Here is a 24,081-nt window from a genome sequence, read left to right as displayed (position 1 = left end):
TGCGGTGGACTGGCGGCTTGGGCCCCGGAGAGGCGGCACCGACCCCGACAGCCGTTTTTCACCGGCTGGCCCAGAGCAGCCCACGCTCGATCAACGCACGCACCTCGGAAGCACCGAAGTGATCGGGTCGGCAGCCGAGGGTGGAGGCGAAAACCCGTCCGCGGCCCCACGTCCTGGTCCACACCGCCGGCACCGTCGAGGCTCCCCGGCGGTTCTCATCGCCGTCGAAGGCGATATGCGCCAGGACATCGATCAGAGGATCGTTGAGCGGCCAGTATCGTACGGCGTCGGTCTCGAAGTCGTGTAAGCCGGCAATCACCGGGTGGTCGGCGTGCTCCGCGGCCAACCGCACGCGGTGGCGGCCGGTCTCTGACGGGTCGAGCTGGAATCTCCCACCGACGAGCAGTTGATAGTCGAGGTCCTCGGGGAAGGCGTTCATGAGCCCCGCGTGCCAGCCGGCGAGTCCCATACCGCCCTGGACGGCTGCCCGTAGACCAGCGCTCTCCTTGGGCGTGATGTCCTCTCCTTGCCAGCACTGCACCACAAGGTCGGTCTCGGCCAGCAACTTGCAGTCCTCATAGACCTCAAGGCAGTCCTCCACGAGGACATCGAAGCCGTGCTGGGTGAGGAAAGGCAAGAAGAGATCCGTGGTCTGGACGGGGCCGTCACCCTTCCCGCTGCCGCGCACGATCAAGGCCTGTCGTCTGGCATGGCTCATGGCGCTCGCTCGGTCCTCTCCATGGGGCCAGGAAGTGAAGTGCACACGCTTCGAAACTTTGCGCAAGAACAAGTAACAGCGAACGGGTGGGACTGTAGGAACCGGCGGGTTTGAGGTCAAGGGCTCTGACACAGCGGCATCGAATGAGAAGGAGTCCTGGTGGTGCAGTGCGGTGAAGCCCTCGTCGACACCTGGCTCACCGCCCCTGCCCCTCGGCCTCACGCTTGGTCCACGGACCATGCCCGGGGAGGAGGATGCGGTGACGCGGATGCGACCGCCTCACAGTGCGGGGCGCAGCTGTGGACGGTTCCCCCGTGCGGCAGGAGTGTGTGCAGACGCCCACGTCAACGCGGGCACCACGTACGAGCACTTCAGGAGCGGTGGCAGATGAGTCCCGTATCCGCGCGGTTGTAGTCCTGCCCCACCTGACCGACGGGCGTCTGTACGACAACAGGGTGGCGGACGTCGGGCCTGCCTTCTCAGTTCCACCCATCGCTCTGGCAGTAGGGGAGCGAACCTTGTCCTCAGTGTGGATAAGCGCGCGCCGACTCGGTATTGTCCGTCCCCGTTCGACAGCGCTATGTTTTCGAAAACACCGTCAGGTAGCTGAGGGCGGTGGAGAGTTCGGCATTGGCCGACGCGGGTCTGGTCCGTCGTATCACACGGGTTCGTAGCCTGGGGATCGGGCTGTTGGGCTGCTGTGCGCGCAGCCCAGCGCGTCGGAGTCGCAGCCCGTTGGCCGGCCCGTTACGGCGCTGTGCGCAGTCGTGTGCCCGTTAGTCGCGCGGCGCGCGTGCTCGTCCCGCCCCTGGCCGCCAACCGCACGCAATCCGACCCCGCACTGCGCACATCACCACCGGAAGAGGCCCGCTGAAGCGCCACGGGTCGGACGAGCACCACTGTGCAGTTCCGCAGACGTCGCCAGCCGGCACGGTCCAGAGGCAGGTGGCGAGACCTGACATGCCCTCACCTCTGCAGGAGGATTCCCTTGTACAAGAGGATACGCGCTCGCAAGACCATCACCTTAATGGTCGTCGGCCTGCTGACAGGCCCCGCCATGTGGCTGAGCGCACCGGCAAGCCAGGCCCATGAGGGCCACGACCATGAAGCAGCGGCGCAGGAACATGACTTCCAGCAGGTCACCCTGGCCCGCGGGAGAACGGAGGTGGGGGAGCCGATGACGCTCGCCGTGCTCCCGGACAACTCCGTACTGCACACATCGCGGAACGGGGAGGTGCGGCTGACGGACGAGGATGGGACCACCACAGTCGCCGGCGCCCTCAACGTCTACAGTCACGACGAGGAGGGACTCCAGGGCGTCGGAGTGGACCCCGGCTTCGAGCAGAACCGGTTCGTATACCTCTACTACGCCCCGCCTCTCGACACCCCCGCGGGCGATGCACCCGAGAACGGCACCGCCGAGGACTTCGCGTCCTTCGACGGTGTCAACCGCCTCTCCCGGTTCACGCTGTCCGAGAACGGCAAGCTGGACGTGGCGAGCGAGACGAAGATCCTCGAGGTGCCCGCCTCACGCGGCATGTGCTGCCACGCCGGCGGTGACATCGACTTCGACGCCGAGGGCAACCTCTACCTCTCCACCGGCGACGACACCAATCCCTTCCAGTCCGACGGCTACACCCCGATCGACGAGCGCGCCGACCGCAACCCCAGTTTCGACGCACAGCGCACCTCCGCCAACACCAACGACCTGCGCGGCAAGATCCTGCGAATCAGGGTCAACGCCGACGGCTCGTACAACATCCCTGAGGGGAACCTTTTCGCGCCCGGCACGGAGAAGACCAAGCCCGAAATCTACGCCATGGGGTTCCGTAACCCGTTCCGCATGAGCGTCGACAAGGCCACCGGCATCGTCTACGTCGGCGACTACGGCCCGGACGCGGGAGGTCCGGACCCCGCCCGCGGCCCCGGCGGCCAGGTGGAGTTCGCCCGCATCACCGAAGCGGGCAACTTCGGCTGGCCCTACTGCACCGGCGACAACGACCCGTACGTCGACTACGACTTCGGTGACAAGTCTTCCGGTGCGACCTTCGACTGCTCGGCGCCGGTCAACGACTCGCCGCGCAATACCGGCCTGACCGAGCTTCCCCCGGCCCAGGCCGCATGGATCCCCTACGACGGCAACTCCGTCCCCGAGTTCGGCAATGGCTCCGAATCCCCGATGGGCGGTCCCGTCTACCGCGAGGCGGAGGTGGACCCTGACTCGGCGGTGAAGTTCCCGTCCGAGTACGAGGGCGACTTCTTCGGCGGCGAGTACGGCCGGCAATGGATCAAGCGGATCGAACAGGGTGACGACGGCGCCGTGCAGTCCATCAGTGACTTCCCTTGGGACGGTACCCAGGTGATGGACATGGACTTCGGCCCGGACGGCGCGCTGTACGTCCTGGACTACGGCACCGGTACGGACAATGCCGCCCTGTACCGGATCGAGAACGTCACCGGTGGCCGCGCACCGGTGGCCGAAGCCTCGGCCGACGTCACCTCCGGACACGCACCGCTTTCGGTCGCCTTCTCCTCTGCAGGGACCGCGGACCCGGACAGCACCGACCTGACGTACCACTGGGACTTCGGTGACGGCGCGACCTCCGAAGAGCACAACCCCTCGCACACCTACGCCGAGAACGGCACGTACGACACCACCCTCACTGTCACCGACCCCGAGGGCCACCAGGGCAGCGCCAACGTACAGGTCGTCGTGGGCAACACCGCCCCGAAGGTGAACCTCACGCTGCCGCGGGACGGGCAGTTGTTCTCCTTCGGCGACAAGGTCCCCTTCGAGGTCACGGTCGACGACCCGGAGGACCAAGAGATCGACTGCTCCAAGGTCCAGGTCACCTACGCCGTCGGGCACGACTCCCACGCCCACCCCATCACCTCGGCCAACGGCTGCACCGGCACCATCCAGACCACCGTCGACGGTGAGCACGACCCCAACGCCAACCTTTACGGCCACTTCACCGCCGAGTACACCGACGGCGGAGGCAGCGGGCAGGGCTCGCTGACCGGTACGGACGTCGGCATCACCCAGCCCAGGAACCGGCAGGCCGAGCACTTCACCGACTCCCAGGGCATCGGGCTGCACGACAAGAGCGAGGCCCACGGTGGGAAGACCGTCGGTTCCATTCACCACGGCGACTGGATCGCCTTCGATCCCTACGCCATCTCGGACGCCGGCCAGTTGACCGCACGGGTGTCGTCCGCCGGTATCGGTGGGACGCTCGAGGTGCGGGCTGGTGCGCCGGACGGCAAGCTCCTCGGCTCAGCCGACGTCCCGGTGACCGGTGGCTGGGCGAAGTTCCAGAACGTCGCCACGAGCCTGTCCGGTGTGCCCGAAGGCACCACCAAGCTCTACCTGGTGTTCACCGGCAGCAACCACGACGATTACCTCTTCGACGTGGACGACTTCACATTCCAGCCCAAGACCCAGCAGGCCGAGCACTATACGGACTCCCAGGGCATCTGGGTGCACGACCACAACAACGCCCACGGCGGCAAGACGCTCGGCTCCATCCACAACGGAGACTGGATCGCCTTCGAGCCCTACGACCTCTCCGACGCCACCAAGATGACGGCCCGGGTGTCGTCCGCCGGTATCGGTGGGACGCTCGAGGTGCGGGCCGGTGCGCCGGACGGCACGCTCCTCGGCTCCACCGAGGTCCCGGTGACCGGCAGCTGGGAGGAGTTCCAGGACGTCACCGTGGACCTGACCGGAGGTGCGCCCGAGGGCCCCACCAAGCTCTACCTGGTATTCACCGGCGGCAACGAGGACTTCCTCTTCGACGTGGACGACTTCTCCTTCACCACCACCCCCTACACCTCCCTCTTCAACGGCACGTCGACCGAAGGCTGGAAGATGGCCGGGCCGGGTACCTTCCGAGCCGAGAACGGCACCCTGGTCTCCGAGGGCGGCCTGGGCCTGCTGTGGTACGAAGCCAAGAAGTTCACCTCGTACTCCCTCAAGCTCGACTGGAAGATGCCCGGCGACGACAACTCCGGTGTCTTCGTCGGCTTCCCGCCCTCGGACAACCCCTGGTCGGCGATGGACAACGGGTACGAAGTCCAGATCGACGCCACCGACGACGACGACAGCACCACCGGCGCCGTCTACAACGTCCAGGCCCCCGACATCGCCGCGCGCGACGGGGGCGCTCAACCCGCCGGGGGAGTGGAACACCTTCGAGATCCGCGTCGAGGGTGAGCGCCTGCGGGTCTGGCTCAACGGCGTGCAGATCAACGACTTCACCAACACCGATCCGGTCCACAGCCTGACCGACGGCCACATCGGCATCCAGAACCACGGCCCGGACGACGAGGTGGCGTTCCGCAACATTCGGATACAGGAACTTCTCTGATCACCTTGCCGGTCTTCGGGCCGGCTGACCGCGGGGCCGCCTCTGGAGGGCGGCCCCGACGGCTCCTGGACGGGGACATGGTGCCGCCGGGTGACCGGCGGCCGACATCAGGCCGGGTCGGGGTTCTGCACCCCCCCGGCGGGGCACCCCCACACACGCCACAGCGCGGTCGGCGGGCAACCGTCTCTACGAAATCGGGGACTGTCAGCCGGCACTTCCTCAGTTTCCTTGTGGACACCGAGCCGGACGTCCTCCCCCGCAAGGAGCACGGCGGCACCGCCTGACCGCCCGGTGCTCGAAGTGGCTGAAGTCGAGCCGGTGGGCGATCTGCTGGAGCGTCCAGTCCGTCGAGGACAGCGGTTCGGCGATATGCGCCACCCGGACGCGCACGATCTCGCCGTGGACCGTCCGGCCCACGCTCTTGAGGAACCGGTGGTCCAACGCGCGCCGGGAAAGCCCGACGTGCCGGATGACGGCGGTGACCGCGAGATTCTGGTTCGAGCGGTCCCGGATGAAGCGCAGGGCCTCGGCGACGAGGGGATCCTCCACAGCGAGGATGTCCGAGGACTGCCGGACGATGAGCCGGGTCGGTGCGATCAGCCGCAGGCCCGGTTCGATGGCGTGGCCCTGCATTGCGCGGTTCAGGAGGTCGGCGGCGAAGTATCCCGTCCACGTCGCGTCCGGCTCGATGCTCGACAGCGGTGGCGTGGTGAGGTTGCCGATGAGCTCGTCGTTGTCGACGCCGATGACGGCGACTGAGTCGGGCACCGCAAGGTCGACGTCCTTACAGGCTTCCAGCCCCCTCCTGGCCGGCGATGTCGTAGCAGGCGAAAACGCCCACGGGTTCGGGGAGGCCCGTGAGCCACTCCGCGAGCAGCTCGCGGTCGGCGGCGCGCATCCACGAGGGCTTCATTCAGAACTCTCCTGAGACCGCGCCGCGTTCGCGCACATGCCCCGCGAACCAGGCGGCCCCCTTGACGGACCAACCGAACCGCTCGATGCCCCCCCGGGGCACCAATCACTAGGGAACCTCCTGCCTGCTCACCTCCCTCGACTGATGCCCGCGCGGCCGGGCTAGGGTGACGTTCGCGTAGCCGGGTAGGCAGGCGTCGATCGCGTCCTCGGCGCCGACCCAGTGGGGCATAGCGGCGTGGGGGCGAGGCGGCCGGCGGCGAGCATGGACACCAGCTCGCACGGCCATAAGCCGTTGGTCCCATCGGTGGCATTGTCGAATCACTCAGCCTCCGATGTGGTTTCGGCTCTGAGGTACGACGGCTTGGCGGATTCTGGTGGTGAAGTCGACGGACGGGGCGACCCGGTCTACGCCGCTGGCCCACATCGAGGTACAAGGGGTAGATGCCGAGTCGTGCAACCTCTACCGGGTCGCCCCGTCCGTCGACGCTTGACGTGGTCTGGCCGACAGAAGAGCCGCGGGCAGGACGATCGAGGACAAGGAGGCCATCTTCGCGACTCTCTCTGCGCTGGACGCCACCCTCAGCCAGGGGCGACCGCACTGCTGCACGTCAGCAACACGGAGCGGTGGCTGCGAGAGCATCTGAACTCCAGCGGCCAAGCGTCGTGATGACGCACCGCGCGGAGGTCTTCGCGGTCGGTACGCACAGCCCCAGGGCCTACGTCCTCAGTGTGTCGGCGGTGGTACGGACCTGGCGGTCCGTACCACCGCCGACATGGTGGTGCCTGTGCGTCAGCTCTTGCGGCGGACCTCGAAGTCGTCGATGGACATCCACTGGCCGGCTTCGCCGGCGGTGGCGACGCCGACGGTCAGGCGGCCGTTGGTGACCTTGATGTCGTCGATGGTGATCTTCTGCCAGTTGGTGCCGACGGGGACGTCGGTCCGTACGGTCGGGCCGCCGTAGTCCTTGGCCTCGATGTAGCTGCGGAGCTGGCCGTCGCCGCGGACGACCCAGGCGGTGGCCTGGTACGTCCCGTCGGGCACCTCAAGGGTCTGGTAGGTGAAGATCTCGTGGTGCTCGCCACCCGCCTGGGTCAGGCGGGAGTCACCCGAGCGCGCCTTCACCTCGCCGAACTTCCCCTCGGTGTAGCTGGTGTCGAGGTCGAGGTCCTCCTTCCAGCCGACCGGGGTCTGGGTGCCGCCCTTTCCGTCGTTCTCGAAGCCGGGGTTGGCCAGGAGGTTGGGGCCCACGTCCGGCGCGCCCGGGTCGGCGGTGGGGTTGGTCAGGTAGACCGCGTACGCGTCCCGCGGGGCGGTCCAGGTGAACGGCAGCTCGATCGTGCCATCCCCGGACACCGTCACGGTCTGCCGCGACACCGTCTCGGGGCTCTCCAGCGCGCCGGCCGCCGAGGGGATCCGGTCGATCTTCACGTCGACCTTGCCCCCGTCGGTCAGCCACGGCTGCTCGTTCAGCCCCTCGATGGAGACCGTGGCGTCACCGCGGAAGTCGGTGTTGTCGCCCAGCAGGACCATGGCCTGCTTCTCGCCGGCGTCGGCCGTGGCGGTCCCGGTGATCCGGGAGCCGTCCGTGACCTCGTAGCGGGTGCCGCTCATGTCCCCGTAGGCCGCGTACGTCCACCACTCGTCGGTCTTCAGATCCGGCTTGCCGACGGGGATGATGCCGGCGAGGTTCGGCACGGAGCAGCAGAACGTCTGCCCGTGCTCCGGGGGCTGCGAGTTGTCGTCGAGCGGGTGCGGGAAGATGCCGCGGGCCGCCGACTCGACCCGGCCCTCGTTGAGGCGGTTGAGGTAGTACGCCGTGCTGCCGGGGTTGAGCTCGTTGGTCGACCGGTCGTTCGGCGTGGGGCCGCCGTACAGGTACTCGTTGATGGAGAAGGGCATCTCCGGTATGTCACGCTCGGCGAGCAGGCCGCGAATGATGTCCGCCTGCTCCGCCGGGTCACCGCCTTCGAGCCCGTGCCAGGCGAGGACCTGCGGTACCGTTCCGGCCGCCTTGACGTGGTCGAGGAACCCGGCGAACCTCTCCGGGCTGAAGTTGGCGTAGGACGGACCGGCGATCTTGGCGTCGGGGATGCGCGCCTTGATCGTCCGGTAGGCGGTGTCCCACATCTTGAAGTACTGCGCCTTGTTTACTTCCCGGGGCCAGAAGATGCCGAGATCGGGCTCGTTCTGGACGTCCCAGTAGTGGATGTCGAGGTTCTCCTCCTGGACCCGGTCGATGATCGTGTTCAGGAAGGTGACGTAGTTGCTGCAGTCCCAGTCGCCCTTCGCGTCGCTCCAGTCGCACGGCGCCTTGAGGTCGCCGCCGGGCTGGGTGGCGTCGAAGCCCCACAGGTCGTTGAGGAGCAGGGCGTAGCGGCCGTTGATGGGCGGGCTGGTGAACCGCTTGACATTGTTGACGACGAAGTCCATGCGCCGTTCGAACCCGGGGCCGGCCTGGTAGCCGTCCCCCAGCCAGGCGTGGTTCGGCGAGCCGTCCTTGCCGAGAAGCTGGGCGCCGCCGCCGCGCAGGAGGTTGAACTGGGTGGGCACGATCATGTCGTCGGCCGGCAGGCTGCCGTCCTCGGACAGGCCGTAGTGCATGCCTGCCCCGGTGTGATTGAACTCTCCTTCCGCGTTCGCGAAGTCGACGGATACCGTGTCGGCAGTGGCTTCGTCGGTGGGTTCCTCCGCGGAGAAGGCAGTGGTGGAGAGCAGAGTGAGGGAGAGAACCGCTGCCGCAGTCGCGGCGAACGGCCTGAGTCTCGTATGCACTTCCGGTCCTTTCGGCACGAATAGCCTGGGGGAACTACGCTTCTGCCGTTCTTGAAGCAGGGGCGCCTGCTCACCTTGAACAGGGCCCCCGCGAGCCCGGTGCCTTCACCTCCTCTTCTGTGCGGCGGCGTTCGGCTTCGGGGTTAGGACACGCGCCGGACCTCGAAGTCGTCGATGGACATCCACTGGCCGGCTTCGCCGGCGGTGGCGACGCCGACGGTGAGGCGGCCGTTGGTGACCTTGATGTCGTCGATGGTGATCTTCTGCCAGTTGGTGCCGACGGGGACGTCGGTCCGTACGGTCGGGCCGCCGTAGTCCTTGGCCTCGATGTAGCTGCGGAGCTGGCCGCCGCCGCGGGTGACCCAGGCGGTGGCCTGGTACGTCCCGTTGGGCACCTCAAGGTCCTGGTAGGTGAAGATCTCGTGGTGGCCGCTGCCCGCCTGGGTCAGGCGGGAGTAGCCGGAGCGGGGCCGCACGTCGCCGACCTGGCCCTCGGTGAAGCTGGTGTCGAGGTCGAGGTCTTCTTTCCAGCCGGCCGGGGTCTGGGTGCCGTCGTTCCCGTCGTTCTCGAAGCTCGGGTTGGCCAGGAGGTTGGGGCCCACGTCCGGCGCGCCCGGGTCGTCCGTCGGGTTGGTCAGGTAGACCGTGTACGCGTCACGCGGGGCGGCCCAGGTGAACGGCAGCTCGATCGTGCCGTTCTCCGACACCGTCACGGTCTGCCGCGACACCGTCTCGGGACTCTCGAGCTTGTCGTCCACCCAGGGGATCCGGGTGATCTTCACGTCGACCTTGCCGCCGTCGGTCAGCCACGGCTGTGCGTTCAGCCCGTTGATGGTCACCTTGGCGTCGCCGCGGAAGCCGGAGTTGTCGCCGCCCATCAGAACCATGGCCTGCTTCTTACCGGCGTCGGCCGTGGCGGTCCCGGCGATCCGGGAGCCGTGGGTGACGTCGTAGCGGGTGCCGCTCATCTGCCCGTAGGTGGCGTACGTCCACCACTGGTCGGTCTTCATCTCCGGCTTGCCGATCGGAATCATGCCGGCGAGGTTCGGCTTGGTGCAGCAGAACGGCTCCCGGTCCGTGTGCCCCGAGAGGTCGTCGAGCCGGTGCCCCCAGATGCCGCGGGCCGCCGATTCGACCCGGCCCTCGTTCAGGCGGCTGAGGTAGTACGCCGCCGTGTCGCCCGGGTTGTACTCGTTGATGGAGAAGGGCATCTCCGGAATGTCACGCTCGGCGAGCATGCGGCGTGTCGCGTCCGCCTGCATCGCCGGGTCGACATGGTTGAGCCCGTGCCAGACGAGGATGTCCGGCACCGTTCCGGCCGCCTTGGTGTGATCGAGGAAAGGCGCCAGCCGCTCCTCGTTGAAGTAGGCGTGGGACGGCCCGCCGATCTTGGCGTCGGGGAGGCGGGCCTTGATCGTCCGGTAGGCCGTGTCCCACATCTTGAAGTACTGCTCGGTGTTCAGCCCACGCGGCCAGAAGTCCCCGTTCTCGGGCTCGTTCTGGACGTCCCAGTAGTAGATGTCGAGGTTCTCCTCCTGGACCCGGTCGATGATCGTGTTCAGGAACTCGACGTAGTTGCTGCAGTCGAACTCGCCCGTCGCCTCGCTCCGGTCGCACGGCGCCTTGTGGCCGGGACCCTGCAGCGCGTCGAAGCCCCACAGGTCGTTGAGGAGCAGGGCGTAGCGGCCGTTGATGGGCGGGCTGGTGAACCGCTTGACGTTGTTGACGACGAAGTTCATACGCCGTTCGAACCCGGGGCCGGCCTTGTAGCCGTCCCCCAGCCAGCCCCAGTTCGGCGAGCCGTCCAGCCCTTCCAGCTGCGCGCCGCCGCCGCGCAGCAGGTTGAGCTTCAGCGGCTCGACCAAGTCGTCGGACGGCAGGGTGCCGTCCTCGGACAGGCCGTAGTGCATACCGGCCCCGGTGTGATTGAACTCACCCTCGGCCTTGGCGAAGTCTACGGACAGCGTGTCGGTTGCGGCCTTGTCGGTGGGTTCCTCCGCGGCGGAAGCCGCGGTGGGCAGTGCGGTGGGTAGTAGAGTGAAGGAGAGCACCGCTGCCGCTGTCGCGGCGAACGGCTTGAGTCTCGTAAGCACTTTCTGATCCTCTCGGAGTGAGAAGCCAGGGAAGAACTGCGCGCCGGCCGCCCTTCGGCAGGCGCGCATTCATATCGGTCAGCACCTCCCCTCTCTGGGGTGACCACGGGTCAGGACGTGCGCCGGACCTCGAAGTCGTCGATGGACATCCACTGGCCGGCTTCGCCGGCGGTGGCGACGCCGACGGTGAGGCGGCCGTTGGTGACCTTGATGTTGTCGATCGAGATCTTCTGCCAGTTGGTGCCGGTGGGGATGTCGGTCCGTACGGTCGGGCCGCCGTAGTCCTTGGCCTCGATGTAGCTGCGGAACTGGCCTTCGCCCCGGGTGACCCAGGCGGTGGCCTGGTACGTCCCGTTGGGTACTTCCAGGTCCTGGTAGGTGAAGATCTCGTGGTGTCCGTCGGCCGCGTGCGTCAGGCGGTTGTCACCCGAGCGGGGACGCACGGACCAGACCGGACCCTCGGTGAAGCTGGCGTCGCGGTCGAGGTCTTCCTTCCACCCGGTCGGCGTCTGGGTCCCTTCCTTCCCGTCGGCCTCGAAACTCGGGTTGGCCAGGAGGTTGGGGCCCACGTCCGGGGCGTCCGGGTCGGCGGTGGGGTTGGTCAGATAGACCGCGTAGGCGTCACGCGGAGCGGTCCAGTCGAACGGCAGCTCGATCGTTCCGTTCTCGGACACCGTCACGGTGCGCCGTGACACCGTCTCGGGGCTCTCGAGCTTGTCGTCCAGCGACGGGATCCGGTCGATCTTCACGTCGACCTTGCCGCCGTCGGTCAGCCACGGGTGCTCGTTCAGGCCGTTGATGGTGACCTGGGCGTCGCCGTGGAAGCCGGAGTCGTCGCCCAGCAGGACCGTGGCCTGCTTCTTGGCGGCGTCGGCCGTGGCCGTCCCGGCGACCATGGAGCCGTTGGTGACGCCGTAGCGGGTGCCGCTCATCTGCCCGTACGCCTCGTACGTCCACCAGTGGTCGGTCTTCGTGTCCGGCTTGCCGACGGGGATGATCCCCGCCAGGTTGGGGTACTCGCAGCAGAAGATGTCACCGAAGGGCTTGAGCGACCTTGCGTACTCGATGTCATCGAGCCGGTGCCCGTAGATGCCTCGTGCCGCCGAGTCGATGCCGGCCTCGTTGAGCCGCGAGAGATACCAGGCGGTGGCACTCGGGTTGAGCTGGGTGTTCTGCAGGTACTCGTTGATGGAGAATTCCATCTCGGGGATGTCTCGCGCGGCGAGTTCTCCGCGCAGATGCTCGGCGCTCTCGACCGGGTCCTGTCTGGTCAGGCCATGCCAAACGAAGACGTCGGGGATGGTGCCGGCGGCCTTGACGTGGTCGAGGAAGGGGCCGACGAGCTCCTTGTGGTAGCCCACCCACGAGGGGCCGGCGATCTTGGCGTCCGGGATGCGCGCCTTGATCGTCCGGTAGGCGGTGTTCCACATCTTGTAGTACTGCTCGGTGCCCCAGCCGCGGTTCCAGAACGGGTAGTTCTCGGGCTCGTTCTGGATGTCCCAGTAGTAGATGTCGAGGTTTTCCTCCTGTACCCGATCGATGATCGTGTTCAGGAACTCGACGTAGTTGCTGCAGTCATAGTCGTTCTTGGCGTCGCTCCAGTCGCAGGGGTGGGGGCTGTTGTCCTTCTGATTCAGGTCCAGGCCCCACAGGTCGTTGAGCAGCAGGGCGTAGCGGCCGTTGATGGGCGGGCTGGTGAACCGCTTGACGTTCTTGACGACGAAGTCCATACGGCGCTCGAAGCCCGGGCCGGCCTTGAGCCCGTCGCCGTGCCAGCCGTAGTTCGAGGAGCCGTCCTTGCCGAGCAGCTGCGCGCCACCGCCGCGTAGGAGGTTGAAGCCGAGCGGTAGGATCATGTCGTCGGACGGCTGGGTGGCGTCCTCGGACAGGCCGTAGTGCATGCCGGCGCCGGTCCGCGTGAACTGCTCCAGCGGGTTCCCGAAGTCGACGGTCACCGTTTGATCAGCGGCCTCCTCCGCGGAGTAGGCTGCTGTTGGCAGCAGGGTGCTGGGCAGCAGAGTGAGGGTGAGTGCCGCTGCCGCGGGCGCGGCGAACGGCTTGAGTCTGTGGAACACTTCTGGTCCTTTCGGCATGGCAAAGCCGGTTTTTCCGCGTGGAAAGCCAGGGAAGAGCCGCGTTCCTGCCATCCGTTGGTAGGAACGTCCCCGTGGTGAGTCGGGTGTGTGCACCTCCTGCCGGGTCGGGTGGCGGCGGCCCGTCGGCGCGACGGGCCGCCCGTACTTCCGCCGGTCAGTCGGCCCGACTGCGGCGAACCGTCTCGGCGGCGAATGAGAGGTAGACGCTGGCGGTCCAGGTGTAGGCGCGGTCGCGCAGACCGCGGCCGGTGAGCGCGTCGAAGTTCTCGGCGAACCCCGATGTCTCGCACAGGCGCCGGAACCGTGCGTTGATGGTGTCTGCCAGCTCGGTGTATCCGGCGCGGCGCAGGCCGTCCTCGATGAGCGCCGTGGAGGGGGCCCAGATGGGTCCGCGCCAGTAGCCGTCGGGCTCGTAGTGCTCGCTGGTGACGAGTTCGGTGGCCGGGCCCCATTCCGTCAGGAACTGCTCGGCCTGTGCCGCCAGGCGGTCCGCTATCTCCTTGGGGAGGCGGTCGGCGATGAACACGGGCATGACGTTGAGCAGGCTGGTGGCGGTGCTGTCGCGTCCGGTGTGGGCCGAGCGGGCGACGAAGGCTTCGCCCGTCCAGTGGTCATCGACGACCGCGGCGAGCATGCGGTCCCGCTCGGCGCTCCAGCGGTCCTCGACACCGAGTTCGGCAGCACACTCGGCGAGCACGTCGAGCTGCACGATGAGAAACGCCGCGAGGTCCGGCGCCTCGATGACGCGGTCCAGGTCGAAGATCGTGGAATTGTCCCAGCCGCTGTCGTTGCCGTGCTCGTAGTAAGGGACGGCGCGCCCCGGTACCCGTCGGTGGTCCAGCCAGAAGGTGGTCCAGCGGGACAGGCCCTCGTAGATGGCCAGCAGTTCGTCGCGGGGGATGGGGTGGGGGGAGAGTTCCCGGAGCCGGCGCAGGCACCAGCCGTGGATGGGGGGCTTGACGTAGTTGTGGAGGAGCACGTTGTGGCCGACGGAGTCGGGGAGTGCGCCGGTCTCGTCCTGGAAGTCGAAGGGGAGGGTGAACTGTTCGAGGGCGGGGGTGAGTCCGGCGGGAAGGAGTGCGAGGGCGTTGAAACAGTGGTCCCAGCTCCACACGTGGTCCATCCAGTGCTTGCTCATGAGCATGGACTCGCGGCGCAGTTCGCCCGCGGGCGCGACCGTGGCGGACCACATGACGTAGGCGGCCCGGGCGACGCCCGGGAACTCGCTGGTACGCCACGGCGCGATGTCGTCGAGGTACCGCGTGAACTCGGTCTCGATCCGGCGCGCGCACTCATCGAACGTGCGGGTGGGCTTGTAGAGCCTGCGGCCGGTCTTGATCTCCTCGATGGCCACTTCCCACTCGTCTGCTTCGTGGAACTCCACCCACCGGTCCGCAACACCGAGGCATTCCGCCCCCGTCACGTTCGCAGAGCCGGAGATCGTGGTGACGCGGTAGCGGCGACCGGACTCGTAGGAGGTGAAGACCGGGGCGTTGTCGGCGGGCTGACGGAAGAGGTAGGCGCCAGTGAAGGAGGTCAGCCCGGGGGCCCCGTCCTCGATGCGGACACCGAGGCCACGGCCGCGGAGGCGGATGGTGTCCGGGGACTCGAAGGTGGCCTCCAGCTGGCGCTCGCCGTGGGACCAGGTGAGCATCGAGCTGCTGCCGGACACCGATGCCTCGACGCGCTCGCCCCGGAGTGTGGGGATGATCGCCAGGACGCCGTGCATCCCGGTCGTGTGGGTCACGACGTGGACGTCCGGCTTGGTGACGTGAATACCGGTCACCCGTGAAAGGTTGATCCATGCACCTCTGATGCTGAACGGCATCTCGGCGATGTCGTAGGCGACGGAGTCCTGGGCAGGACTGACAGCGAACGGTTGGGTAGCGGTCAACGCAGATTCCTTCTGAGAATCGGAATGAGAGGGCTTGCAGCCTTCTAGTCCTTGACTGCGCCGGCGGTGACGCCGGCGGATACGTATCGCTGGGCGACGATCAGCAGAATAGCGGCCGGAATCGACGCGATAACGGCTGTCGCCATGATCGCGTTCCACTGGGACGTATTGTTCCCCATGTACTTATAGATTCCGAGCGTCACCGGCACGTACTCGGCGCCGCGGGCGAGTGTGGAGGCGAAGATGAAATCGGACCACGCCCACAGGAAGGAGAACAGTGACACCGTCACCAGGGAGTTGCGGCTGATCGGGAGCACGATGGAGCGGAAGGTCCTCCACGTGCCTGCGCCGTCCATCTTCGCCGCCTGGAGCAACTCGGTGGGAAGCCCGGACATGAACGCGGTGAGCAACAGTACACCGAAAGGCACCGCAATGGTGGAGTCCGCGACGATGACCCCGGGAATACTGTTCAGCATTCCCATGCGCAAATAGATGGCATAAAAGCCCATGGCCATCACAACGGCCGGGATCATCTGCACAGCAAGAAGTGTGAAATTGAGAGCGCCGCGCCCTACGAAGTGCAGCTTGGCCAGGGCGAAACCCGCGGGAGCGGCGATGACCAGAGTCAGAACCACGGTGCCGAGGCCGATGACGAGACTGGTGCCGAGACTCGGCAGCTGATCCGAAAGAACGGCGTCGTATCCCTCGAGCGTCGGGTCGACCGGGAAGAGGTTCGGAGTGCTTTTGCGCAGGTCGCCGGGTTTCGTGAACGATACGTTGATCATCCAGTAGACCGGGAAGAGCATCACTGCGGTGAAGCACAGGGCCGGCAGGGTCTTCATCCAGCGGCGTGTTTTCATGACTGGTCCATGCGACGTTGGGTGCGGAGATAGATCGCGCCCATGACGAGCGCAATGAGGATCAGTATGTTGCCGGCGGTCGCTGCCGGACTGAATTCTGGATTCCCGCTCCCGAAAGCCTCACGGTACGACCAGGTGGCGAAGGTGGTGGAGGAATCACCTGGGCCACCTGCCGTCATGATCCAGATGATGTCCACGACCTTGAGCGTGTAGACGAATCCCAGCAGCAAGGTGATGGCAGAAACCGGCCTGAGGAGCGGAAGCGTCACCCTCCAGAAGGTCCGCCAAGGGCCGGCTCCATCGACCATTGCCGCCTCGTAGACTTCGGCAGGGATGTTCTGCAATCCGGAGTAGAGAACGACCAGATTGAAGGGGATGCCCAGCCAGATGTTGGCGATGATCACGGAAGTCAGCGCGGTATCCGGTGACACCAGCCAGTTGACCGGGTCCATTCCCACCGCACGGAGAGCTGCGTTGATGACGCCGTTCTCGCTGTTCATCAGCCACGCCCACGTCGAGCCTGAGACGATCAGCGGGAGCAGCCAGGGAACAAGGAAGAGGGCCCGCAGCAGCCGGGACAGCGGAAATGCCTTGCGGAAGTAGACGGCAAGGCCGAGACCGATCGTGAACTGGAACACGATCGACACCACGGTGAACAGCACGGTGTTGCGCAGCGCGGTGCCGAAGGTGCTGCTCGTGAAGATCTCGGTGAAGTTGTCGAATCCCACAAACTGAGCATTCCCCTGGACAAACGCCACTGGCGTGTAGTCGTGCAGGCTCAACTCGATGTTGCGGAGTAGCGGAAAGATGTAGAAGGCGGCGAGGTAGACGATGAGGGGAGCGAGGAATCCGATCGCCGCCCACCTCTCGGGGGTCCAGCGACGCCGGCGGCGGACTTCTCCCTGTGCGTCCTCATCGTTGCGGTCTGACACTTCGCGTCGGGTAGTCGTCATCGACACCGGAACCACTCCTCCTTTCGCGTCCGGACCTCAGTCCGCGCTGACCGCGGACTCAGCAGCCTTCTGCGCGTTCTTGAGGGCTTCCTGGGGCGTCATCGTGCCGCTCAGGGCGTTCTGGACCGCGGTCCAGACCTGCTCGGAAACCTTCGGGTAGTCCGTTCCCAGCTCGCTGGTGCGACCGCGGGCCGAGCGGACGGCCTCCACCCACACCTTCAGCTCGGGGTGCGCCTTGAGCAGGTCCTCCTGCGCCGCGCGGGTCGGGGGGATGTAGTAGGAGTGCGTGACGGCGGTCTCGACCTGGCCCTCCGTCGTACTGATGCAGTTGACGATCTTCTTGGTGGTCTCGTAGCGCGAGGTGTCCTTCTTGACCGGCATCAGCATGAACTCGCCGCCGGTCGGTGAAGGCGCCACCCCGCCGTCCTTGGCGGGGATGGTCGTGAAGCCGGTCTCGAAGTCCAGGTCCGTGCTGCTGACCGCCTGCCAGGTGCCGTTGACACTGAAACCGACCTCACCGGTCGAGAACTCATCCCAGCTCGTGGTCTGGGAGTTCGAGATGACCGAGCTCGGCGCCAGTCCGCGGTCGAGCCAGTCCTTCCACAGCGAGAGCGCCTCGACGGCCTCCGGAGAGTCGAGTTTCGACAGGTCGGCGCCCGCTCCCCAGAAGAACGGCTCGAACTGGAACGTGCCCTCCTCGCTGGCGAATCCCGCGAAGGTGATGCCCTTGTGCCCCGCCTTCTTGACGGCCTCCAGAGCATCGGTCAGGGAGGCCCAGTCCTTGATGCTCTCCGGGTCCACTCCGGCCTTCTTGAGGATGGCCTTGTTGTAGTAGAGGGCGAGCGTGTTCGCGCCGACGGGAATGCCGTACGTCTTGCCATCGACCACCCCCGGCGCGAGCAGGTTCTTGTCGACCTCACTGGTGTCGATCCCGACCTCTTCCATCGTGGCCAGGGCACCCGTGGCCGCGAGGGTCGAGACACCCGGGTTGTCATAGAAGACGAGGTCCGGCAGGGATCCCTCCTGGGCGCTGAGGAGGGCCTGGTTGGTGAGGCTCTGGGAGTCGTGGGACGTGCGCTTGATGTCCACGCCGACCTCGTCGGCGCACTTGTTGATCTGCTTGGCCCAGGCCGAGTTCTTGTCGAACTGCGGATACGGGTCCCACAGGGTGTAGGAGCTGTCGCTGTCCTCGGAGCCGGAGGAGGAGCACGCGCCGAGGGACGTCGCGCAGACCGTAATCGACGCGGCGACGGCGGCGATGCGGATGATCTTGGTCGTTCTCATGGTGACCTGCCTGTTGCGGTGCTTCAAGGCCATCTTTGAAAGCCTTGAAAAGTAGTTTCAAAGGAAGCTAGCATTGGGTTCAGAACACGGTCAACGGTGCTGCAGCATTACGTTTCGGCTACAGCAGCACCACGGAGCACACCCCAGGGGGGCGCATGGCTCGCAAGGCAAAAACGGTCACGCTGGCGACTGTCGCGGAGGCCGCAGGTGTCTCCTTGGCGACTGCCTCGAAGGCGCTGAACGGCAAGACCGTGGTGAGCGCGGCGACACGTCAGCGCGTCGAGGAGACCGCCCGAGCCCTGGGCTTTGTCCCCAACCACTTCGCGAAGGCGCTCAACTCCCCGACCACCGGTGTGATCGGCCTTCTGACAGGCGACCTGTCGAACCGGTTCGTACTGCCGATCCTCTCGGGTGTGGAGAACACGCTCGGTGTCGAGTCGACATCGATCATCCTCACCGACGCACGGCGGGACCCCATCCGGGAACGACATCAGATCTCTACGCTGCTCGGACGGAAGGTGGACGGCATCATCGTCGTCGGGCACAGCGATGACGAGCGCCCCTCGCTCGCCGAGCTGCTGCCGGTGAGCGCCACCTACGCCTTCGCTCCCTCGGCATCCACAGCCGACGCCTCCTACCTCTCCGACAACTACGAGGGAGCACGCCTCGCCATCGACCACTTGGTCGAGGGCGGCCGCCGGTCGATCGCGGTGATCACCGGAGACCCCACCTACAGCGCGGCCAAGGAACGACTGGACGGCGCTGTCCGCGCTGCCCGGCGCCACGGGCTGGAGATCGTGGGGCCGGCGAACGCCTACGGTGACTGGAGCGAGGAGTGGGGACGCTACGCAGCGGTGTCGCTCCTGGAAGGACCGGTCGAGTTCGACGCGGTCTTCTGCGCCAACGACCAGATCGCTCGCGGTGTCGCGGACGAATTGCGCGACCACGGACGTGAAGTCCCCCGTGACGTGGCCATCGTCGGCTTCGATAACTGGGAGCTCTACTGCGCCCACTCACGCCCGCCCATCACCACGATCGACATGAACCTCGAAGAGGTGGGCCGCCTCGCCGCCCTGGGACTCGTCGCCGCTATCGCAGGCGAACCTCCGTCCGGGATCACCCGCGTCGCACCCCGCCTCGTTCCCCGGGCATCGACGGCCGGAAGCAAGCCATAGCAGCCAGGACCGGGCCGGAGTGGCGCTGCCCACGCCCGCTTCGACCTGACACGCCCGTCGCACACCCGCGCTCTGGACGGCACTCCGTGAAGGCGGAATGTCGCGGCGACGCTGACGAGCCATGTCATGCCACTGACCGGGCTGTCCACATCAGGCTTCGGAGCACAGGTCGTGGCCGGATATGGAGGCCCGCTTGCTGCTCAGGGCGGCCACTGTTCTCGGCAGGCACACGTCGCTCCTCGCGGCCGCCCCACATCGCAGTCGGCTCCTGCCTACTCGATCCCACCGCGCGCGGCTTCTGCTGTGGCCGGCCTCCGTTGCGATCGCGTGGTAGTGCCGCCGCCCCAGAGTGAACCCGGCTCACCCGCCCTCGCCGGCCGCCGGGCCCCGCGAATCAGGACCCTCCGAACCGAGCCGCTCGGCATCCAGATGCGAGGAGGTCGCCCGCTCGCGCGGCCTGACGACGGCAATCGCCGCCACCGACTCCCTCGCCGAGGCCAACCTTCCGCTGACCATCGGACTCCATGCTGAAAGGGACCTTCGGAACACCATGACACTCTCCGGCCGCAGCACAGCCACCCACACGCTGGACACAGGCCCCGTCAGGACCTCCTCGCCGGGGCCCGGGGAAGTAGAACTAGCCCCTGCCTACATCGGCATCTGTGACACCGATCTGCCCAACCCCCACTGCACCACGCCTGCCCGGCTCAAGCGGCCCACCGTCCTGGGTCACGAGATGGCCGGCCTCATCGTGCAGGTCGGCCCAGGAACAGAGGGATGGCAGCCCGGTGATGCCGTCTCCGTAATGCCGTTGCGCTGGGACGGCGGGTGCCCCGCCTGTCGAGCCGACCATCGGCACACCTGCCGATCCGGGCACCAACACAATTGCCGGCACCTCGACTTCATCAGCAGCGACTCTCCTGGAACGATGCAGCTGCGCTGGACGGTGCCCGCCGCCACGCTCGTCCGACTGCCGCCGGCCGTCACCCTGGACCGCGGTGCTCTCATCGAGCCCACCGCCGTCGCCGTACGAGATGTCGGCCGTGCGGGCGTACGCAGCGGAGAACGGGTCGTAGTGGTTGGCGGCGGGCCCATCGGACTGCTCATCGCCCTCGTTGCCCGAGCCGCCGGAGCGGACACCCGGATCATCGAACCGAGCACGCACCGCAGACAGATAGCTGCTGGCCTGGAGTTGTCAACCTGGGACCCCACCACGGACGACGTGCGAGAACTCGTCGCTCAATGGTCCGGCCCTGCGGGCCCGGACGTGGCCTTCGAGGTGTCCGGAGCCGTGGACGGCCTGGCCGCAGCCATCGACACGGTGGCCGTGCGTGGCCGGCTCTGTCTGGTGGCCACCCATCCCAGGCCGCGTCTGGCCAACCTGCGCCGCTTCTTCGGGCGTGAACTCACCCTGGTCGACGCCCGTCTGCACCACCTACCCGACTACGCGAAGGCAGTGGCGCTGATCGAAGACGGCACCGTCCCCGCCGACAAGCTCATCAGCAGGGTGGTTCCGCTCACCGAAGTGACCTCGGCGTTCCAGCCGCCGGAATGCAGCGATGACCTGATGAAGATCCTCGTGGCCTGTGGCAGCGATGTGGCAGGAGCGCCAGCATGGAACTCCTGAGCGGAGGACTCGCCAGTGTCAGCCGCGGCAGCGGACGGGTCATGGCCAAAACGCTGAACGAGACCGGTGCCAATGCCGCCGACCGAAGCACGAAGGCGGAAAGGAGCCACAGCGCCGGCGTTCAGGACATCGCTACCACAGCGCACCCGTTGACAATGAGCCGCGTTGTTGCCACAGAGGGGCACCCGAACGATCGGGAGCCCGGTAACGCAATACTTGCTCGGGTCCCGGGCCGCATGATGGGGACGGCTCAAGGACGTCGAGTGGACCACCATGCTCTCCGCCTCGGAGGTCGCCACCTACCAGCGCGGCGCGGCGCGGCTCGTCGACGGCGGATGGCTCTACCGTTCAGTACCAGCTTCGCCTCCGCGCTGCCCGAGGCAAATCCTCCTCTGATGCCGGATGTACCGTATGCCGCTCCCGAAAGTCCGTTAGCCGACGCACACGTGACTTTGGGCGCCCTTTGTCCATGGGAATCCTTCCGTATCTCTCTCGTCCACCGGCTAAAGCCAGGCGTGGAGGGCGGGGCTGTCGTCGTTTCCCCCGATAACGACGAGCACGCGGCCAGATCCGGGAAGCTGCCCGGACCGGTCCTGTCCGCCACAGCGACCGTGACTCATTTACAGCGAAGCAAGTGCACGCAGCTCCGGCGACGGACCGACCAGGCCGTGCACAGGAGCAATGTGTGAACAGGTACGGCCCACAGGTAATCGCTCTGGGCGAGGTAATGCTCCGCTTCGACCGCAGTCAGAGGCACACCTGCGCCGCCCCCTCCCTCCAAGTTTGGGAAGGGGGCGGCGAGTACAACGTCGTCCGCGGCCTGAGGCGCTCTTTCGGGGTGTGGACGGCCGTCGTCACGATCCTGGCTGACAATACGGTCGGTCGGATAGTGGAGGATCTGATTCTCCGAGCCGGGGTCGATACGGCGCTGGTGCACTGGGCCCCCGGCGACGCCACCAAGGGGCGTGCGCGCACCGGCGCAATCTTCACCGAGCGAGGCTTCGGCATCCGGAGCGCGCCAGGCATCAGCGACCGGGCGAACACAGTAGTGCGCGGCCTGCGTACGGGAGACATCGACTGGGATGCGGTCTTCGCCAGCGGCCCGCGCTGGTTCCACACCGGAGGCGCCTTTGCCGGCCTGTCCGAGACCACAGTCGAGGTCGCCGACGAGGCGATGACAGCAGCACGACGCCATGGCATGACCGTCTCCTACGCTACCAACTGCCGGCCAGAAAGCCGGGAGAACCAAGGACGCGCTGACAGTGCTCGGGAGGTCGACCTGCGACTCGCCCGGCACGCAGACGTCGTCGTCGGCGCCTTGAGCTTGACAGGACCACGCTCCGGTCAAGCGACCCGTATCCATGCTGGCGAGGTATCAGACATCCTTCCTCACATCGCGAAACTGGTCCCGCAGGCGTCCGTGCTGGCCATCACCCCTCACGAGCTGCCCGCGACCGGGGTGAATGTCTGTCCCTCCGCTGCCTGGTCCCTGCCGACCGGCGTGGTCACCCACCCGCCGATGCCCGAGTTCCAGGTCTTGGAACATATTGGCTCCGGCGACGGTTTCACCGCTGGCCTCATCTACGGACTGCTCACCGCCGCCGACACTCTGTCAGAGGGCCTCAAGGTCACCATCCTGCAGCGAGCGCTCACCTACGGAGCATTGGTCATGACCGGCGCCCGGTGATAAGGGCATGCTTCTTGCGGCGGTGGAGGTGCTCGTGGCGGGCGGCTCACCAGCGGACAGATAGTGAGACGCAGCCAACTCTCGCTAGCCATGGCGACGTCTGCCGTCGAACACGGACTCAATACTGAGGGGTTTGCCGACGAGATCGCGCGGCTCTGCGGTTTCACCCGCGAAACACAGTGTGCACCATCCTTGCGAAGCAAGGTGAGAGCTCCGGTTGACAGCTCGTGCCTATGGCGTCAGTCGATGTGCCAGCACGTGGCAGGCGGCTCGCCAGGGCAGGGCAGGAGAAGTGAAGGCGGTTGGCTCAGTCGTGGCCATGGACGCTGCAAAGGAGCTGAGGAGACGCGCGCTGAACCTCAGCTCGGAGCCTGGCATGCTGATTCCCTCGAAGACGCATTGGGCTGCTCAACCAGGGCCAAGGCGTAGTGCCGCTCAGGGGGATAGGGCAGGCGCTTAGAAGGCACGTGCTCTATCCGCTGAGCTACGGGGGCTGACCTGCGTAAACGCAGCTTCCGGGCGCCGTCCTCCAGGTCGCGGGGGACACATGAGGGAATCGCGGATTCCCGGTGACCGGGGGATGCGAGCGCTCCCTGATCGGGCAGTACGTAGGGTCTCACATTATCTTCACGCCCCCGAAGTCTCTCGCGGAAACAATCCCGCACCCTGTCGGCGTTGGTGATCTCCGAGCCGAGGAGGGGAAGGTGTCGGGCCTGAAGCTGTTCCGCACGGACACGACGAATAGCGGCATGACGGAGGTCATGCCGCGTCTTGCTGAGGTTGAGGCCGATGTGCAGGGCCTTGTCGAGGCGCACATGGAGACGCTGCTGGGTGTCCGGTTCCTGGTGAGCGAGTACAGCACGGGGCCCGTCCACGGGGGTCGGATCGACTCGCTCGGGCTGGACGAGAACGGATCGCCGGTCATCGTGGAGTACAAGCGCGGCACGGACGCCGGGGTCATCAACCAGGGTCTGTTCTATCTCTCGTGGCTGATGGACCACCGGGCGGAGTTCGAGCGCCTGGTCCGCGACCGGCTCGGGGTGACGGCCGCGTCCCAGGTCCTGTGGAGCGGACCGCGCTTGATTTGCATCGCCGGCGACTTCACCCGCTACGACGTGCATGCCGTGCGCGAGCATCGGAGGTCGATCGACCTGGTTCGCTACCGACTCTTCGGCAGGGACCTGCTTGGGCTTGAGACCGTGGCCTCCGTGAGCGGCGGCGTGCAGGTGGCCCGCCGGGCACGGCGCCATGCGGTTGCCCAGTCGGCGGCTGATGTCCAGGGCGCGGCGATGCGCGAGTTGGCGGGTGCGGTCGACGAGGTCCTGCTTGGGCTCGGGGATGGTGTGAACCGGGTGGAGCGCAAGACCTACCGGGCGTATCAGCGGCTGCGCAACTTTGCCTGCCTGTGCCCGCCGCAGCGAAGCAAGCTGCTGGTCTATCTGAAGGTCGATCCGAAGGACGTCGATCTTGTTCCGGGCTTCACCCGGGACGTGTCCGGTCTCGGTCACCACGGCACGGGTGATCTGGAGGTCCAGCTCCGTACGCTCAGGGACGTGGAGCGGGCGCAGGACCTGTTCCGGGCAAGCTACCCGGCGGCGTGATCGCCCGGCGCTCCCGGCCTCGTGACGGGCTGCGC

The 24,081-nt window shown here is 66.7% G+C and carries 16 protein-coding genes; 6 read left to right on the top strand and 10 right to left on the bottom strand.

Annotated features, from left to right (window positions below; genetic code table 11):
* Nucleotides 1-58 precede the first annotated feature (58 nt).
* Nucleotides 59-718, bottom strand: coding sequence for a ThuA domain-containing protein (locus tag Q5694_RS19320; RefSeq protein ID WP_333934386.1), 660 nt, complete (start codon nt 716-718; stop codon nt 59-61).
* Between the two features lie 1,027 nt (nt 719-1,745).
* Between Q5694_RS19320 and Q5694_RS19315 the strand changes: the two genes are divergently transcribed.
* Both Q5694_RS19315 and Q5694_RS19310 read left to right on the top strand, forming a co-directional pair.
* Nucleotides 1,746-4,934, top strand: coding sequence for a carbohydrate-binding protein (locus tag Q5694_RS19315; RefSeq protein WP_333934429.1), 3,189 nt, complete (start codon nt 1,746-1,748; stop codon nt 4,932-4,934).
* Entirely contained in the window at nt 4,918-5,088 is a 171-nt protein-coding gene (locus tag Q5694_RS19310; protein WP_333934428.1) for a family 16 glycoside hydrolase, read from the top strand. The genes Q5694_RS19315 and Q5694_RS19310 overlap by 17 nt, the downstream gene beginning before the upstream one ends.
* Nucleotides 5,089-5,307: 219 nt before the next feature.
* Here Q5694_RS19310 and Q5694_RS19305 read toward each other — a convergent pair whose 3' ends face one another.
* The 9 genes from Q5694_RS19305 to Q5694_RS19265 form a co-directional block, all read right to left on the bottom strand.
* Complete coding sequence (locus Q5694_RS19305) at nt 5,308-5,886, bottom strand: substrate-binding domain-containing protein (protein WP_333934426.1); 579 nt, start codon at nt 5,884-5,886, stop codon at nt 5,308-5,310.
* Complete coding sequence (locus Q5694_RS19300) at nt 5,873-6,001, bottom strand: hypothetical protein (protein WP_333934384.1); 129 nt, start codon at nt 5,999-6,001, stop codon at nt 5,873-5,875. Before Q5694_RS19300 ends, Q5694_RS19305 begins: the two co-directional genes overlap by 14 nt.
* A gap of 792 nt (nt 6,002-6,793) precedes the next feature.
* Nucleotides 6,794-8,776, bottom strand: coding sequence for a hypothetical protein (locus Q5694_RS19295; RefSeq protein WP_333934383.1), 1,983 nt, complete (start codon nt 8,774-8,776; stop codon nt 6,794-6,796).
* A 143-nt stretch (nt 8,777-8,919) separates the two neighbouring features.
* The gene (locus Q5694_RS19290; protein WP_333934382.1) at nt 8,920-10,869 is read right to left on the bottom strand and encodes a GH39 family glycosyl hydrolase; all 1,950 of its coding nucleotides are present in this window, start codon (nt 10,867-10,869) and stop codon (nt 8,920-8,922) included.
* A gap of 110 nt (nt 10,870-10,979) precedes the next feature.
* A complete protein-coding gene (locus tag Q5694_RS19285) occupies nt 10,980-12,944 on the bottom strand; it encodes a hypothetical protein (RefSeq protein ID WP_333934381.1) in 1,965 nt (654 codons plus the stop codon).
* 175 nt (nt 12,945-13,119) lie between these two features.
* The gene (locus tag Q5694_RS19280; RefSeq protein WP_333934380.1) at nt 13,120-14,859 is read right to left on the bottom strand and encodes an amylo-alpha-1,6-glucosidase; all 1,740 of its coding nucleotides are present in this window, start codon (nt 14,857-14,859) and stop codon (nt 13,120-13,122) included.
* Between the two features lie 44 nt (nt 14,860-14,903).
* Complete coding sequence (locus Q5694_RS19275) at nt 14,904-15,719, bottom strand: carbohydrate ABC transporter permease (RefSeq protein ID WP_333934379.1); 816 nt, start codon at nt 15,717-15,719, stop codon at nt 14,904-14,906.
* Complete coding sequence (locus Q5694_RS19270) at nt 15,716-16,672, bottom strand: carbohydrate ABC transporter permease (protein ID WP_333934425.1); 957 nt, start codon at nt 16,670-16,672, stop codon at nt 15,716-15,718. Before Q5694_RS19270 ends, Q5694_RS19275 begins: the two co-directional genes overlap by 4 nt.
* A 36-nt stretch (nt 16,673-16,708) precedes the next feature.
* A complete protein-coding gene (locus Q5694_RS19265; RefSeq protein ID WP_333934378.1) occupies nt 16,709-17,989 on the bottom strand; it encodes a sugar ABC transporter substrate-binding protein in 1,281 nt (426 codons plus the stop codon).
* A 122-nt stretch (nt 17,990-18,111) separates the two neighbouring features.
* Between Q5694_RS19265 and Q5694_RS19260 the strand changes: the two genes are divergently transcribed.
* From Q5694_RS19260 to Q5694_RS19245, 4 genes are all read left to right on the top strand, one after another.
* Complete coding sequence (locus Q5694_RS19260) at nt 18,112-19,131, top strand: LacI family DNA-binding transcriptional regulator (protein ID WP_333934377.1); 1,020 nt, start codon at nt 18,112-18,114, stop codon at nt 19,129-19,131.
* A 550-nt stretch (nt 19,132-19,681) separates the two neighbouring features.
* The gene (locus tag Q5694_RS19255; RefSeq protein ID WP_333934376.1) at nt 19,682-20,758 is read left to right on the top strand and encodes a zinc-dependent alcohol dehydrogenase; all 1,077 of its coding nucleotides are present in this window, start codon (nt 19,682-19,684) and stop codon (nt 20,756-20,758) included.
* A 685-nt stretch (nt 20,759-21,443) separates the two neighbouring features.
* Nucleotides 21,444-22,445: a PfkB family carbohydrate kinase gene (locus Q5694_RS19250; RefSeq protein WP_333934374.1), complete on the top strand. Its 1,002-nt coding sequence runs from the start codon at nt 21,444-21,446 to the stop codon at nt 22,443-22,445.
* Nucleotides 22,446-23,149: 704 nt separating this feature from the next.
* Entirely contained in the window at nt 23,150-24,046 is an 897-nt protein-coding gene (locus Q5694_RS19245; RefSeq protein WP_333934373.1) for a DUF5655 domain-containing protein, read from the top strand.
* The last annotated feature ends 35 nt before the right edge of the window (nt 24,047-24,081 follow it).

The sequence above is a fragment of the Streptomyces sp. AHA2 genome, from assembly GCF_036857595.1.
Classification (GTDB): Bacteria; Actinomycetota; Actinomycetes; order Streptomycetales; family Streptomycetaceae; genus Streptomyces.
Note: the sequence above shows the minus strand (reverse complement) of the source record. Positions and strands in the feature narration are given on the sequence as shown.

Bases quoted from the DNA above. Each gene is read 5' to 3' on its own strand.
- Q5694_RS19275 (WP_333934379.1), bottom strand. From the start codon at position 15,719: ATGAAAACACGCCGCTGGATGAAGACCCTGCCGGCCCTGTGCTTCACC.
- Q5694_RS19265 (WP_333934378.1), bottom strand. From the start codon at position 17,989: ATGGCCTTGAAGCACCGCAACAGGCAGGTCACCATGAGAACGACCAAG.
- Q5694_RS19255 (WP_333934376.1), top strand. From the start codon at position 19,682: ATGACACTCTCCGGCCGCAGCACAGCCACCCACACGCTGGACACAGGC.
- Q5694_RS19300 (WP_333934384.1), bottom strand. From the start codon at position 6,001: ATGAAGCCCTCGTGGATGCGCGCCGCCGACCGCGAGCTGCTCGCGGAG.
- Q5694_RS19315 (WP_333934429.1), top strand. From the start codon at position 1,746: ATGGTCGTCGGCCTGCTGACAGGCCCCGCCATGTGGCTGAGCGCACCG.
- Q5694_RS19270 (WP_333934425.1), bottom strand. From the start codon at position 16,672: ATGACGACTACCCGACGCGAAGTGTCAGACCGCAACGATGAGGACGCA.
- Q5694_RS19260 (WP_333934377.1), top strand. From the start codon at position 18,112: ATGGCTCGCAAGGCAAAAACGGTCACGCTGGCGACTGTCGCGGAGGCC.
- Q5694_RS19320 (WP_333934386.1), bottom strand. From the start codon at position 718: ATGAGCCATGCCAGACGACAGGCCTTGATCGTGCGCGGCAGCGGGAAG.